This window comes from Lysobacter sp. CA196 (assembly GCF_052078695.1).
In the GTDB taxonomy this organism is placed as follows: domain Bacteria; phylum Pseudomonadota; class Gammaproteobacteria; order Xanthomonadales; family Xanthomonadaceae; genus Lysobacter.
Genome location: NZ_JBQJIN010000023.1, coordinates 1 through 14,498, shown reverse-complemented (window position 1 = coordinate 14,498; position 14,498 = coordinate 1). Strand labels below are relative to the sequence as shown.

At 70.6% G+C, this 14,498-nt stretch carries 9 protein-coding genes; 3 read left to right on the top strand and 6 right to left on the bottom strand.

Going from position 1 to position 14,498, the window contains the following annotated elements:
- Nucleotides 1-98 precede the first annotated feature (98 nt).
- The 6 genes from ACTOWK_RS17720 to ACTOWK_RS17695 form a co-directional block, all read right to left on the bottom strand.
- A complete protein-coding gene (locus ACTOWK_RS17720; protein WP_441331477.1) occupies nt 99-1,250 on the bottom strand; it encodes an MlaA family lipoprotein in 1,152 nt (383 codons plus the stop codon).
- A 168-nt stretch (nt 1,251-1,418) separates the two neighbouring features.
- On the bottom strand, nt 1,419-1,727 hold the full coding sequence (locus tag ACTOWK_RS17715; protein ID WP_441331421.1) for an STAS domain-containing protein: 309 nt from the start codon (nt 1,725-1,727) through the stop codon (nt 1,419-1,421).
- A 2-nt stretch (nt 1,728-1,729) separates the two neighbouring features.
- Nucleotides 1,730-2,389 (bottom strand): MlaC/ttg2D family ABC transporter substrate-binding protein, encoded by a 660-nt coding sequence (locus tag ACTOWK_RS17710; RefSeq protein WP_441331420.1) that lies wholly within the window; start codon nt 2,387-2,389, stop codon nt 1,730-1,732.
- Nucleotides 2,386-2,955 carry an outer membrane lipid asymmetry maintenance protein MlaD gene (gene mlaD / locus ACTOWK_RS17705; protein WP_036149641.1) on the bottom strand — a complete coding sequence of 190 codons (570 nt, stop codon included), beginning with the start codon at nt 2,953-2,955 and terminating at the stop codon, nt 2,386-2,388. The genes ACTOWK_RS17710 and mlaD overlap by 4 nt, the downstream gene beginning before the upstream one ends.
- Nucleotides 2,956-3,249: 294 nt before the next feature.
- Nucleotides 3,250-3,999: an MlaE family lipid ABC transporter permease subunit gene (locus ACTOWK_RS17700; protein WP_441331419.1), complete on the bottom strand. Its 750-nt coding sequence runs from the start codon at nt 3,997-3,999 to the stop codon at nt 3,250-3,252.
- Nucleotides 3,999-4,790 (bottom strand): ABC transporter ATP-binding protein, encoded by a 792-nt coding sequence (locus tag ACTOWK_RS17695; RefSeq protein ID WP_441331418.1) that lies wholly within the window; start codon nt 4,788-4,790, stop codon nt 3,999-4,001. Before ACTOWK_RS17695 ends, ACTOWK_RS17700 begins: the two co-directional genes overlap by 1 nt.
- 592 nt (nt 4,791-5,382) lie before the next feature.
- On the opposite strand from ACTOWK_RS17695, the gene recC reads away from it, so the two are divergent.
- Genes recC through recD form a run of 3 tightly spaced genes read left to right on the top strand, consistent with a single transcriptional unit; the run spans nt 5,383 to nt 14,188 of the window.
- Nucleotides 5,383-8,763: an exodeoxyribonuclease V subunit gamma gene (gene recC / locus ACTOWK_RS17690; RefSeq protein ID WP_441331417.1), complete on the top strand. Its 3,381-nt coding sequence runs from the start codon at nt 5,383-5,385 to the stop codon at nt 8,761-8,763.
- Nucleotides 8,760-12,329, top strand: coding sequence for an exodeoxyribonuclease V subunit beta (recB, locus tag ACTOWK_RS17685; RefSeq protein WP_441331416.1), 3,570 nt, complete (start codon nt 8,760-8,762; stop codon nt 12,327-12,329). Before recC ends, recB begins: the two co-directional genes overlap by 4 nt.
- Nucleotides 12,326-14,188: an exodeoxyribonuclease V subunit alpha gene (gene recD / locus ACTOWK_RS17680; protein WP_441331415.1), complete on the top strand. Its 1,863-nt coding sequence runs from the start codon at nt 12,326-12,328 to the stop codon at nt 14,186-14,188. The genes recB and recD overlap by 4 nt, the downstream gene beginning before the upstream one ends.
- Nucleotides 14,189-14,498: the final 310 nt, after the last annotated feature.

Genomic DNA, 14,498 nt, shown 5'->3' with positions numbered 1-14,498 from the left:
CGGTTCGATACGAACAAACTGCATGCGCTAAAACGAACGGCCCGGATTCGCATCCGGGCCGTTCGTCGTTACAGAGCATCGCGAGGCGATCGTAGAACTCAGCGCCCGCCGTCGGTCGGCATCACCGGCATCGCATCGGCCGGCACGCTCGGGTTGCTGTCGTCCTGCAGGTACTCCGGCAGGGCGCTGTCGCCGTTCTTGTCGAGGCGGTCGCCGAAGATCTGGTAATCGCGGCGTTGCGTCCACGAATCGCGAACCAGGGCGTACTCGTCCTCGGCGCCGTCGCGCAGGCTGTCGAGCGGCAGCAACTGGGCGCGCACGTCGACCAGTTGCAGGCCCTGCAGCGGGATGCGGATGCGGTCGCGTTCGACGTGGCGCAGCGGGCTCAGCGGCGCGTCGCCGAGGGCGCCGAAGGAATCGCGCACGGTGCGCGGGCCGAAGAACGGCAGCTCGACATAGCGCGAGCGCTTCCAGCCCCACACGCCCAGGGTCTGGCCGAAGTCTTCGCTGCGGTTGGGCAGCTTGGCGTCACTGGCGGGATCGAAGATGCCGCCGATGCCGAGGGTGGTGTTGAGCGCGAACCGGCCGAGCGCCTGCGCGGCCTGCTTGGGCTTGCCCTGCAGCAGCGCGTTGAGCATCGACACCGGCTGGCCGAGGTTGTTGAAGAAGTTGCTGACGCCCAGGCGCAGCGGACGCGGCACGACCTTGGAGTAGGCGCGCGCGAGTGGGCGGGCGACGCCGCGATCCACCGCCATGTTGAAGCGGTGCATCTTGCGGTTGTACTTCTCCCAGGGGTCGAACGCGCCCGGAACCGAAGCCGGCGCCGGCAGGGTCGGGTCGGCGACCGGGTCGTACTCCTGCGCCGGCGTGCCGTAGAGCGCGTCGAAATCGCGCTCGGCCTCGGTGCGCTGGTCGTCGGCCGCGCTCGGCTCGACCGCGGCGGTGGCCGGCGGCGGCTCTGCGGCTTCGACCGCCGGGGCTGCGACGACCGGCGCATTCGGATCGGGCTGTGCCGGTTGGACCTGTTCGGGTTCGACTTGCGCGAGCGCGTAGTCGAGAGCGGGCTCGGCCGTTGCAGCCTGCGTCGTGTCGGCCGGCGTCGTCGCCGCGTCGGCGGCCGCGATGGTTTCGATCGGGGCGGGCGCGAGCGCGGTGTCGGTTTGCGCCGCGGCGCTTACGACGGTCGCTTCGGCAGCGGCGGCCGGCATCGCGTCTTGCGCGAAGGTCGGTACGGAATGCAGCGCGGCCAAAGCCAGGCCGAGCGAGAGAGAGAGTGCGTGGGGGCGCATGGTTGCAGTCTAGTCTTCCGGGACATCGGGTGGGGGCAGCCAGGCCGGATCCGTCGGCGTTGGCGACCGCAACAGGAGAGTTCTGCGACGGAGTCTGTGTATCAGTGACCGGGTTTCAGCGGCTTGCGCTCAACGACCGAAGCCGAGTGCGTCGTCGAGCCGGTAGGCCGCGCGCAACTCGCTCAGTCCGGTCGGTGTGCCGACCACTTCGACCACTTCGACGCCTTCGACCTGCGCGGCCAGCTCGGCCAACAGCGCCAGGCCGGCGCTGTCGACGATGCTCACCGCAGTCAGGTCGAAACGGCGCACGCCGCTCACCAGCGCGCGCGCCTGCGACCACAGCGTCGCCGCCGCGGCACGGTCGAGCGCGCCGCTGAACACCAGCGCCTCGCCGTCCTTGCGCACGCCGGCGGCGTCGTGGGCCGTCGCCGCGCCCATGCTCAGTTGCCGCTCGCCTGGGCCTGCAGCTTGCCGGCCTTGAGGTCCTTGGCGACCTGGGCGATCGACTTCTGGTTCAGCGGCGTGTCGAACTGATTGCGGAAGGTCTGCACGAAGCTCACGCCTTCGACCATCACGTCGAACACCTTCCACTGCGCGCCGTTCTTGCGCAGCAGGTAGTCGACCGGAATCGGCTCGCCGCCCTGGCGCAGGAACTCGCTGGACACCTTGACGATGGCGCCGCCGCGCAGCGGGGTCTCGGACTTGATGCGCACCTTGAGCTTGGTGTTGAAGTCGAGCAGGGCCGAGCCGTAGCGCTGCATCAGGCTGCCGGTGAGGGCATCGGCGAACGCGGCGACGTCGGCGTCGGAGGCGCCGCGGCCGTGCGTGCCCAGGACCAGGCGCGCAGCGTAGTCGCGGTCGAACACCTGGGTGAACTCGGTCGAGATGAACTGGCTGAGCGCGGCGCGGTTCTTGCTGAACTCGGCGCGGCGCGCTTCCAGGGTCGACAGGATGCGGGTGCTGTTGTTGAGCACCATCGCGCTCGGCGTGCCGGCGGCGGGTGCGGTGCCCGGCGCCGCGGTGACCTGGGCGAGGGCGAGCGTGGGGGCGCCGGCGAGCAGGGCCGAGGCGAGGACGATGGAGATCAGTGAACGCTTCATTTCTTGGTCTCGTCGGTGGAGGGGGCGGCTTCGCCCTGGAGATAGTCGGGAACGCCGGCGTCGGCGGGCTTGGCGGCCGAATCGCCGGCCGCATTGCCGCCTTGTGCGCCACCGCCGCTGAACATGTACTTGCCGACCAGCTGGATCAGGTCGACGGCCGGCTGGGTCAGGTAGATCTCGTCGCCGGGCTTGAGGTTGTCCGGGTCGCCGCCGGGGGTCAGGCCGATATAGCTTTCGCCCAGCAGGCCGCTGGTGAAGATGCCGGCGGCGGTGTCGGCCGACAGGTTCCGGTAGCGGTTGTCGATCGCCAGGGTCACGATCGAGCTGTACTTGACCGGGTCGAGCGAGATGTCGGCGACTTGGCCCACGGTGACGCCGCCGATCTTGACCGGCGCGTTCGGGCGCAGCGCGCCGATGGTGGTGAAGCGCGCGGTGATCTCGTAGCTGCTGCGGCCGAAGCCGAACTTGCCGTTGGTGGAGGCGATCGCCAGCACCAGCAGCGAAGCCAGGGCGAGCAGCAGGAATGCGCCTACGGCGAATTCGATACGGGGACTGCGGACGGACATGGCATCACCTTGGGATAAAGCCCGCGCGGTTCGGCGCGGCGATGTAACGGTTGGTCTACTACGTGTCGAGCAAAACCTGGATGTTGCGCCGGGTTGGGGCGAGGGCGGCGCGCTTGCGCAGCTTCGACCTCTTCCCTGTCCTCATCCGGCCCTTGCGGGGCCTTCTCCCGCTTGCGGGAGAAGGAAAACCAAGCATTCCTCCCGCTCGCGGGAGAAGGAAAACCAAGCATTCCTCCCGCTCGCGGGAGAAGGAAAACCAAGCACCGCTCCGCCTGAGGGAGAGCAGCCACCTACTTACTTGAACAGCAGCGCCGACATCACGAAGTTGAACATCAGCACCAGCAGCGAGGCGTTGACCACCGCGCGGGTCGTCGCCACCGAGGTGCCCTCGATGGTCGGCTCGGCGTGGTAGCCGACATAGGCTGCGACCAGGGCCGCGGTCGCACCGAATACCGCCGACTTCACGAACGCCATCATGAAGTCGTCGAAGAAATCGACGCTGTCCTTGAGCACCTGCCAGAAGATCCCCGACTCGATGCCGATTACGTGCACCGACTCGAAATAGCTCGCGCTGATCGCCAGGCTGCAGAAGAAGCCGGTCAGCAGCGGCACGCACAGCACCGCCGCCCAGAAGCGCGGCGCCACCGCCTTGGCGATCGGGTCGATCGCCATCAGGCCGAGCGCGGTGATCTGGTCGGTGGCGCGCATCAGGCCCAGTTCGGCGGCGATCGAGCTGCCGGCGCGGCCGATGAACAGCAGCGCGGTCAGCACCGGCCCCAGTTCGCGGTACATGCCCAGGCCGAGCATGGCGCTGACCTGGTTGGCGGCGCCGTAGGTATCGAGCGCGCGATAGCCCAGCAAGGTCACCGATAAGCCTACGAACGCGCCGCCAACGGCGATGATCGGCAGCGAACGTGCACCTATCTTGTAGATTTCGCGGGTCAGCTCGCGGAAGAAGTCGCGGGTCGGCCTGGACGCGCGCAGTACCGACAGCGAGAACAGGCCGGCGCGGCCCAGCGAGCGGGTCGCAGCGATGAAGGGCATCAGGCGGCCTCCGGGGTGGTGCGCGGTGCGGCGTCGAAACCGATCGGGCCGTCGGGTTCGCCGAGCAGGAATTGGCGCACCAGCGGGTCCTGGCTGCGTTCGAGTTCGCCCGGCGTGCCCGAGAACACGATGCCGCCGTTGGCGATCACGATGGCGTGGTCGGCGACCGGCAGGGTCTCGTGGACGTGGTGGGTGACCACGATGCTGGTCAGGCCGAGGGTGTCGTTGAGGCGGCGCACCAAGCTCATGACCACGCCCGAGGCGATCGGGTCCAGCCCGGTCAGCGGCTCGTCGTAGATCATCAGCGGCGGGTCCAGCGCCAGCGCGCGCGCCAGTGCGACCCGGCGCGCCATGCCGCCGGACAGCTCGCGCGGGAAGGCATCGGCGGCGGCGTGCAGGCCGACCGCGTGCAGCTTCATCAGCACCAGGCGTTGGATCAGCGCCTTCGGCAGGCGGGTGTGCGCGCGCAGCGGCAGGGCCACGTTCTCGGCTGCGGTCAGGTCGGTCAGCAGGCCGTTGCCCTGCAACAGCACGCCGATGCCCTTGCGCAGTTCGAGCAACTCGCGCTGGTCCTGCGGCACCTTTTGGCCGAACACCTCGACCGTGCCCGCGGCCGGGGCGAGTTCGCCGGTCAGGGCCGACAGCAGGGTCGACTTGCCGCTGCCCGAGGGGCCCAGCACCGCGACGATGCTGCCGCGCGGCACCGACAGATTGATCCCGCGCAGCACGCTGCGGCCACCGCGGTCGAGGCGGAGGTCGGTCAGGCGGACGATGGGCGGTTCGGTCGTCATGCGGTAGGACTGTCCGTGTGCGAGGGCGATGAGACGGTCGGACGAGGCTGCAAAACGGCGCAGCTTGGCCCAGCCAGCCTGAACCGGGGTCGAGCGTCGGCCATTGTCGCAGGTTAGGCGGCCCCGCTCGCAGCGATGGCGGGACGGAGCGTTCGGCCGCCGTCGCAGCGCCGAGGCAGGGTGGCCGGCGGCGATTAAAACGGTTTTAAGTGTGTCGAGGGTTGCTGGAGGGAATGGAGGGAGGGGAAGCGAGGAGTGACGAGGAACTAGAGGCGAGGAGCGAGGAGCAAATCCCCCCTGCCCCCCATTTCCAAAGGGGGGACTTCTTTCTTGGGATGTCGAAGTGATGAGGCTCATGGGTGCGCCGCTCGCGGGACGCCTTGCCTGAAAGTTCATCGCGACGTGCACCGACGACGCTGTGACCAGCGCGCTCGTAAGGAGCGACAGACTTTCAGACCCGATCTGCCTTCAAGGGCGAGTCCCCCCTTTGAAAAAGGGGGGCAGGGGGGGCTCTTGCTCTCCACTTCCTCTCATCCCGCAAACGCCACAACCGGCCGCAGCGTATCCGGCGCCCTTGCGGCAAGATGGCGGGATGCCCGCGCGTGCCGATTTCCGTCTTTATCATTCCAATGCGCTGGACGTGCTGGCGGGTCTGCTTGCGCAGGAATTGCGCACGCCCGCGCCGGGGCAGCCGCTGCTGGCGCCGGATGTGGTCCTGATCCCGCAGGTGGCGATGCGGCGTTGGCTGCAGGCGACCTTGGCGCAGGCCTACGGCATCGCCGCGAACCTGGAATTCCTGACCCCGGGCGAATTCGTCCAGCGCGCGCTCGATGCCAATGCCTCCGACGAGGACCTGGCCCATCCCGGCGAGGACCTCGACGCCCAGGCCCTGCGTTGGCGCCTGTACGACGTGTTGTCGCAGCCGGCGCAGTTGCGCGAGCCGGCGCTGGCGCCGCTGCGCGCCTACCTCGACGGCGACGACCCGTTGAAGTCGTGGTCGCTGTCGGGCGAGTTGGCCTCGCTGTTCGAGAAGTACCAGGCCTGGCGCCGCGACTGGCTGCTGGCCTGGGATGCCGGCCATGAACGCAACGATCCGCAGGCCGCGCTGTGGCGCCGCGTCGCCGCCGGCCGCCGCTACCGCGCGCGCCGCATCGACGATTACCTGACCCGCTTCCAGGGCGAGGCCGGCATCGCGCATCCGCCGCGCGGACTGCCGCCACGTCTGTTCGCCTTCGCCACCCTCAATGTTTCGCCCGACGTGCTGCGGATGATCGCGACCCAGTCGATCGCCGGTACTTTGCACTTCTATCTGCCGACCCCGACGCGCAAGTACTGGGGCGACCTGGGCACCCTGGCCGAACGTTTGCGCCTGGGCGAGGACGCCGCCTTCGGCGACGACGACAACCCGCTGCTGCAGGCCTGGGGCGCGGCCGGCCGCGATTTCATGGCGGTGCTCGGCGGTTACGAGGTCGTGCACCCCTCCGGCGAAATCGCCGCCTACGCCGATCCCGAGGAGAGCCGCCACGACGACCCCGCGCGCGACAGCCTGCTGCAACGCCTGCAACGCGACCTGCTGCATCGGCGCGCGCTGCCGGCCACGCCGTGGCGCGAGCGCGTCGACCGCGGCGACGCCAGCCTGCAGGTGCACGCCTGCCACACCCGTTTGCGCGAAGTGCAGGTGCTGCACGACCAGTTGCAGGGCCTGCTCGATCCGAACTCGGCCGAGGGCCGGCGCTTCGACCCGCCGCTGCAGCCGCGCGAGATCGCGGTGCTGGCGCCCGACATCGATCCCTACGCGCCGCATATCGCCGCGGTGTTCGGCGGCCTCGCCGGACGGCCGGGTTTCATTCCGTATGCGCTGGCCGACGCCAGTCCGCTTGCGTCCGAGCCGCTCGCGGAAGTGTTCCTGCGCCTGCTGGCCTTGCCGGTCTCGCGGTTCGGCCTGAGCGAAATCCTCGACCTGCTGGCGACGCCGGCGATCGCCGACCAGGCCGGCCTCGACGGCGCCGGCCTGGAACGCCTGCGCACCTGGCTGCAGAACGCCGGCGCGCGCTGGGGCATCGATGCGGCCCATCGCAGCCGCCACGACGCTCCCGGCGACGACGCCTACACCTGGGCGTTCGCGCTCGACCGCCTGTTGCTCGGCCACGCCGCCGGCGACGGCGTTGCGGCCGACGAGATGATCGCCGGCATCGCGCCCTACGCCGAACTCGAAGGCGCCTCGCTGGATGCGCTGGATGCGCTGATCCGCTTGCTGCGCGTGCTGGCGCGCTTCGAGCGTGCGCTCGATGCCGAGCTGGGCCCGGCGCAGTGGGCCGACCGCCTGCTCGGCCTGTTGCGGGCGATGCTGCCCGAACGCCCGCGCGACGCCACCGACCAGCGCACCCTCGAACGCCTGCGCAACCTGATCGAAAGCTTCGCCCGCGATGCCGGCAAGGCCGGCTTCGAAGGCACGGTCGGCGCGGAAGTGGTGCGCAGCCATTTCCGCGCCGCATTGGCCGAGGCCGACACGCGCGCGCCGCTGCTGACCGGCGGCGTCAGCTTCGGCCGCATGGTGCCGATGCGGCTGATCCCGTTCCGGGTGATCTGCCTGCTCGGCATGAACGACGGCGATTACCCGCGTCGCGACCCGGCGGGCGGCCTCAACCGGCTCGCCGCCGAACTCGGCACCGCCGCGCGCCGCCACGGCGACCGCTCGCTGCGCGACGACGACCGCTTCCTGTTCCTGCAGTTGTTCGGCGCCGCCTCCGACACCTTCTATCTGAGTTACCTCGGCGCCGATCCGCGCGACGGCAGCCAGCGCGAACCGTCGACCCTGGTCTCGGAACTGCTGGACGTGGCCGCGCGTTACCACGCTGATGCGGCCGCGGCGCGCAGCGAGTTCGTGGTGCGCGAACCCTTGCAGCCGTTCGCCGCGGCCGCGTTCGGCGCCGGCGAGGGCGAGCCGGAGCGGCGCCGTTTCAGCTACCGCGCCGAATGGCGGCCGGCGGTCGACGCCGGCGCGCTCGGTCTGCGCGGCGACATCGGCCCCTGGCTCAACGAACCCTTGCCGCCCGACCCCGACGCGGCCGACGACGGCAGCGTGAGCTATCAAGACTTGCGCAGCTTCCTGCGCGACCCGCCGACCGCTTTCCTGCGCCAGCGCCTCGGCCTGCGCCTGCCCGACGAGATCGATAGCAGCGACGACGTCGAACCGCTGGTGTTGCCGGGGCCGGGCTTGTTCCGCCAGACCCTGCAGCGCGCGGTGTTCGACGACCTGATCGCCGGCGGCGGCCGCATCGATCGCGAGCGCTTGCAGGCGACCTTGCGCGCTCGCGCGCTGTTGCCGTCCGGGCCGCTCGGCCGGCGCCAACTCGATGCCCTGCTCGGACAGGTGCGGCCCTATGCCGACGCCTTCGCGCGTTGGCGCAGCGGCGAAGCCGAAGCGTTGCCGTTCGAACTCGATCTCGGCGACGCGCGCCTGCTCGGCCGGCTCGACGACGTCTACGCCGGCGGTCTCGCGCGCCTGCGTTTCGACAGCCTGCACGGGCCGTCGCAGATCGCCCACGGCCTCGACTGGCTGGTGCTGTCGGCGCTCGGCGATCGGCGCCCACTGGTCCAGTTCGCCCAGGCCGACGGCGGCCCCGGGCCGCATCTGCGCGCAGCCTTGGCGCCAGGCGAGGCCCAGGCCGCGTTGCGCACCCTACTGCGCCTGCGCGACTACGGCCTGCGCGCGCCACTGCCGTTCCTGCCGCGCGCCGGCTGGCTCTGGTACGAAGCCGCGGCCCAGGACAAGGACGGCTGGGGCAAGGCCGAAAGCCAGTGGCACGGCAGCCCGCGCAGTTGGGGCGAGGCGACCACGCCGGGCGCGCGCCTGGCCCTGCGCGGGCGCGACCCATTCCGCGACCCGATGCTCGGCGAAGAATTCCGCGAGATCGCCAAGCTGGTGTTCGGCGCCGTCGTCCACGGCCGCGACGAAGGCGGCGGCGCATGAACGCCGTGCGCGATCCCTTCCTGGAACTGCCGCTCGACGGCCTGCGCCTGATCGAGGCCAGCGCCGGCACCGGCAAGACCTACACCCTGGCGACCCTGGTCACCCGCCTGGTGATCGAACGCGAGCTGCGCATCGGCGAGATCCTCGCGGTGACCTTCACCGACGCCGCCACCCAGGAACTGCGCGAACGCCTGCGCCGCCGCCTGTTGTTGGCCGCGCGCATCGCCGCCGACGACCCGGCCCTGCCGCGCGACGGCGACGATGGCGAGCGCACGCTGACCCGCAGCCTGGTCGAGGCGCAGGCCGCGCAGGAAGGCGCCGCGCCCCTGCGTGCGCGTCTGGCGCGCGCGGCGCGCGAGATCGACCTGGCCGCAGTGGTCACCATCCACGGTTTCTGCGCGCGGGTGCTGGCCGAGCACGCGCTCGAAACCGGGCAGCCGTTCGCGGCGCCGGAGATGATCGGCAGCGAGCGCGAACTGCACGACGAGATCGCGGTGGACCTGTGGCGCGCCTTCGGCAGCGAGGCGACCGCGGCCGAGTTGTTGTCGCTGCAATGGCCGGGCGGCCCGCCCTCGCTCGCGGCCGATCTCGGCCCCTTGTTGCGTACCGCGCAGTTGCTGCCGCCGGTGCCGTTGGCCTCGGTCGATCCGCTGCCGGCGCTGGAACAGGCCGCGCAAACGCTGAGCGCGGCCTTCGCCGAGCACGGCGATGAAGCCTGCGCGCGGCTCGACGCGGCCATCGCCGCCAAGGTGCTCAACGGCAACAGTTACCGCGCCACCCTGCCGCGCGAGTTGTGGCTGCTGCTGAGCCAATGGTGCGCACACGGCGATGCCGGCCAGGCGCTGGACCCGCGCATCGAGAAGCTGACTCCGGCAACCCTGGCCGCGCGAACCAACAAGGGCAAGGAAGCGGCGACGCCGTCGTCGCCCTTGTTCGATGCCGTCGCCATTTACCTCGACGCCGCCGGGCAGCGCGCGCAATGGCTGGCCGCGCAGGCGGTGGCCTTGGTCCACCAAGTGCGCGAGCAAGCGGGCAAGCGGCTGAGCGAACTCAAGCGCGTGCGCCGGGTGCAGAGCTTCGACGATCTGATCGCCGACGTCGCCGCCGCGCTGGATGGGCCGCACGGCGATGCCTTGGCCGAACGCTTGCGCGAGCAATACGCGGTGGCCTTGGTCGACGAATTCCAGGACACCGACGCGCGCCAGTGGCGGATCTTCGAGCGGGTGTTCGGCGAACGCGCGCTGTTCCTGATCGGCGACCCCAAGCAGGCGATCTACGGCTTCCGCGGCGGCGACGTGCACACCTATCTGAGCGCGGCCCAGCGCGCCGAACAGGCGCCGCCGCTGGATCACAACTTCCGCTCGCGGCCGTCGCTGCTGCGCGCGGTCTCGGCGCTGTATGCGCAGGCCGGCGAGGCCGCCTTCATCGATGCGCGCATCCGCTTCCGCGAGGTCCAGCCCGGCGGCGCGGTCGCCGATGCCGACCTGCAGCGCGACGGTGCGATCGCGCCGGCGCTGACCCTGCGCCGCCTGCCCGCACCCGACGACGGCCGCAAGAAGCCCGAATGGAACGCGCCGGAGTCGCGCGAACTCGCCACCCGCGCCTGCGTCGCCGCGATCCATGCCTGGTTGCGCGATGCGCGCGACGGCCGCGCCAGCATCGCCGGCCGGCCGGTGCAGCCGGCCGACATCGCCGTACTGGTGCGCAGCCACGATGAGGCCGCGCGCATCCAGCAAGCCCTGATCGCTGCCGGCATTCCGGCAGTGGCGGCGGGGCGGCGCAGCCTGTTCGCGACCGAACAGGCGCTGGACGTGTTGAGCCTGTTCGATGCCTTGCTGCACCCCGGCGACGGCGGCCGCCTGCGCGCCGCGCTTGCGACCGCCTTGATCGGCCTGGATGCGACTGCGATCGCGCGCTTGTCCGAGGACGAGCCCTGGCAGCGCGACTGGCAGTTGCGCGCGCTGGGCTGGCGCGAGCGTTGGCAGCGGCATGGGCCCTTGGCCTTGATCGCCGACCTGTGCGCCGAACAGGCGCCGCGTCTGCTGACCCTGGCCGACGGCGAGCGCCGCCTGACCAATCTGATGCAACTCGGCGAAACCCTGCAGGAAGCCGACACCCGCTCGCTCGGCCTGCACGGCCTGCGCGATTGGCTGCGCCTGCGCATCGCCGAGGCCGACGACGGCGACGAGAAACAGCAACTGCGCCTGGAGTCGGATGCGCGGCGGGTGCAGATCCTGACCCTGCACAAGAGCAAGGGCCTGGAGTTCGGCGTGGTGTTCCTGCCCTTCATCGCGATCGGCCGTGAGCCGCGCGGCGGGCGCTTGTGCGAGTACCCCGATCCGGAGCTGGGTCGCGTGTTGCAGCTGCAGACCGAGGTGGTCGACCCGCGCGCGCCCGATTGGGACAGCGCGCGCGAACGTGCCGCGGTCGAAGCGCGCTCGGAAGACGCGCGCCTGCTCTATGTCGGCCTGACCCGCGCGCGGCATGCGCTGTGGCTGGCGAGCGGGCCTTTGTACTTGGCGCCGGCTTCGCCCTTGCAGGCGATGGTCGCCGACCCCGACGCGCTGGCCGCCGGCCATGCCGGCGAGATCGTCATCGACGACGGCGCGCTCGAAGCCGCGCCTACGCCGCTGTTGCCGGCCGCGACCGGGGCGGTGCCGCCGGCGCGCATCGCGCGCCGCAATCTGGCGCGCGACTGGTGGGTGTACAGCTTCACCCAGCTCACCAATGAAGACAGCGGCGGCGACGCACCGCTGGTGGCCTTGGACGAGCGCGGCGCCGAGGACGAACCGGAGACCACACCGGCCTTGCTGACGCCGGCCGATGCGCGTTTCTCCGGCAGCCGCTTCGGCAACGTGGTCCACGACGCGCTCGAACGCGTCGACTTCGGTGCCTGGCGCGATTGGACGCCGGCCCAGGCCGAGCCGGCGGGCGAGGGTGAGGTGTTGGCCTCGGCCTTGCGCGCCGAGGGCTATACCGAGGCCGAGATCGAAGAAGGCCTGCCGGTGCTGGCCTTGCTGGTCGGCCTGACCCTGACCGCCGCGCTGCCGGAGGGCGCGCGCCTGTGCGAAGTGCCCGAGCGCGAGCGTCGCGCCGAAATGGAATTCCACTTCGCCCTCGAATCGGCGCCGATCGACGCCCTGCTCGAGGCGATGCATGCGCACGGCTGGCTGCGCGAGCGCCAGGCCTTCGGTCTGCGGCGTCGGCTCGAAGGCCTGATGACCGGCAAGATCGACCTGGTCTATGTCCACGACGGCCGCTATTACGTGCTCGATTACAAGACCAACCGGCTGCCGGCCTACGACGCCGCCCACGTCGAGCGGGCCATGGACGAAAGCGAGTACACCCTGCAATCGCTGATCTACACCATCGCCCTGCACCGCTGGCTGCGCTTCCGCCTCGGCGAGGCCTACGACTACGCCCGCGATTTCGGCGGCGTGCGCTACCTGTTCTGCCGTGGCCTCGACCCCGAGGATCCGGCCGCGGGCATGTACGCGCACCAGCCGGCGCGCGCGCTGGTCGATGCGGTCGACGCCTTGTTCGCCGGACGCGGGGAGGCGGCATGAGCCTGCTCGACACGTTGTACCGCGAAGGCGCCCTGCGCACGATCGACCACGCGCTCGCACAGGCGCTGCGCCGGCTCGACCGCGACACGCCCGATGCGGTGTTGGCCGCGGCCGCGCTGGCCTCGCAGGCGATCGCTCACGGTCATGCTGCCTTCGACCCGTCGCGGCCGTGGCTGTTGAGCGATGCGGCGATCGAGTGGCCGCCTGCGCAAGAGTGGTTGGCCGCGCTGCGCGACTCGCGCTGGATCGCCACGCCGGCCGACGGTGCGGTCGCGCACCGCGACGCACCCTTGGTGCTGGAACGCGGTCTGCTGTATCTGAGGCGTTATCGCGAATACGAACGCCGCCTTGCCGCCGGCCTGCGCCGGATCGCCGACTCGGCGCCGTCGGCGCCCGACCTCGATGCTCTGGCGCCGTTGTTCGCGGCGCTGTTTCCGCACGCGCGCGACGACGACCGCCAGGCGCGCGCCGCCGCGGTGGCCTTGCTGCAATCGCTGTTGCTCGCCACCGGCGGCCCCGGCACCGGCAAGACCACGACCATCGCGCGCCTGCTGCTGTTGTTGATCGCGCAGGCGCGGGTCGAAGGCGTGGAGCCGCCGCGGATCGCGCTGGCGGCGCCGACCGGACGCGCCGCCGAACGCATGGCCGAGAGCCTGCGTGCGGCGGCGACGCGGTTGCGCGGTCTCGACGGCGTCGATGCGGCGTTGTGCGAGGCCTTGCCGGTCGAGGCGAGCACCTTGCACCGATTGCTCGGCAGCGTGCCCGACAGTCCGCGCTTCCGTCACGACGCCAGCCGGCCGTTGCCGTTCGACATCGTCGTGGTCGACGAGGCCTCGATGGTCGACCTGCCGTTGATGTGCAAGCTGGTCGAGGCGGTGGCCGACGGCGCCCGCCTGATCCTGCTCGGCGACCGCGATCAATTGCCCTCGGTCGAAGCCGGCGACGTGCTTGCCGCGATCGTCGATGCCGCCGGCAACGACGACGGCCTGCCGCTCGCGCTGGCCGAACGCTTGCGGCCCTTGCTCGGCGATACGCTGAAGATCCAGCCCGACCCGACCCCGCTCGGCGCCTACCGCGTGCATCTGCGCCGCGGCTATCGCCAGGCCGAGAGCCTCGACCTGGCGCCCCTGGCCGAGGCCACCCGCGCCGGCGACGCCGACGCGGTGCTGGCTCTGTTGCGCGGCGGCGCTCTGGCCGGCGTGCATTTCCACGAAGACGTGCACGACCCGCTCAGCGGCCATGGCCGTGAGCTGCTGTTGCCGACCTGGCGTGCATTGGCCGGCGCCGCCGATCCGCTCGAAGCGCTGACGCTGGCGGCACGCCTGCGCCTGCTGACCGCCTTGCGCGATGGCGGCCAGGGCGCGGCGCCGTTGAACGCACGCATCGAAGAAGCGTTGGCAGGCGCGCATCGCCCGCCGTACTTCCACGGCCGCCTGTTGCTGATCACCGAGAACAGCTACCGCCACGGCTTGTTCAACGGCGACATCGGCGTTTGCTTGCGCGCCGACGCGAGTGCCCGCCCGGCCGGCGCTCGCGAACACGACACCGGTGCAGCGACCACGGTGGCCTGGTTCGCCGGTGGCAGCGACGGCGTGCGTGGCTTCCACCCTTCGGCCCTGCCGGCGCACGGCGGTGCCTTCGCGATGACCGTGCACAAGGCGCAGGGTTCCGAGTTCGACAGCGTCTGGCTGCAACTGCCGCGCCAGGACGCCCGCCATCTGTCGCGCGAACTGCTCTACACCGGCATGACCCGCGCGCGGCAATCGCTGCACATCGCCGCCAGCGAGCCGGTACTGAGGCAGGCCTTGTCGCGGCATGCCGCGCGGGTGTCGGGGTTGGCGTGGCGGTTGGGTGGTTGAAGATTTTGTTCCCCCCTTTGAAAAAGGGGCAGGGGGGATTTGCCGTTGCCGTTGCGTTTGCGTTTGCCGTGCGCGGCCTCATGCTCGCGAAGGCCATCGAAGACCCGAAGGGCGACGCGCATGGATGCGCGTCGTTTTTCATCGGGACAGGGATGTCCCGTATGTAGATCCCTGCGTCGGCAACGCTCGTGCGGGCCTGTGATTCAAAACAAAGCAACTTCTTTGGTTAGGCGGAGTCAACATCCAAGTGCATCACCCCACCGCAAGCACGTCCTCAATAGAGAAGTTCACCGGCCGCCTGTAAAGCTTC

Excerpts from the sequence above, each read along its gene's own strand:
- ACTOWK_RS17715 (WP_441331421.1), bottom strand. The coding sequence starts at position 1,727 with ATGGGCGCGGCGACGGCCCACGACGCCGCCGGCGTGCGCAAGGACGGC.
- ACTOWK_RS17710 (WP_441331420.1), bottom strand. The coding sequence starts at position 2,389 with ATGAAGCGTTCACTGATCTCCATCGTCCTCGCCTCGGCCCTGCTCGCC.
- mlaD (WP_036149641.1), bottom strand. The coding sequence starts at position 2,955 with ATGTCCGTCCGCAGTCCCCGTATCGAATTCGCCGTAGGCGCATTCCTG.
- ACTOWK_RS17700 (WP_441331419.1), bottom strand. The coding sequence starts at position 3,999 with ATGCCCTTCATCGCTGCGACCCGCTCGCTGGGCCGCGCCGGCCTGTTC.
- ACTOWK_RS17695 (WP_441331418.1), bottom strand. The coding sequence starts at position 4,790 with ATGACGACCGAACCGCCCATCGTCCGCCTGACCGACCTCCGCCTCGAC.
- recC (WP_441331417.1), top strand. The coding sequence starts at position 5,383 with ATGCCCGCGCGTGCCGATTTCCGTCTTTATCATTCCAATGCGCTGGAC.
- recB (WP_441331416.1), top strand. The coding sequence starts at position 8,760 with ATGAACGCCGTGCGCGATCCCTTCCTGGAACTGCCGCTCGACGGCCTG.
- recD (WP_441331415.1), top strand. The coding sequence starts at position 12,326 with ATGAGCCTGCTCGACACGTTGTACCGCGAAGGCGCCCTGCGCACGATC.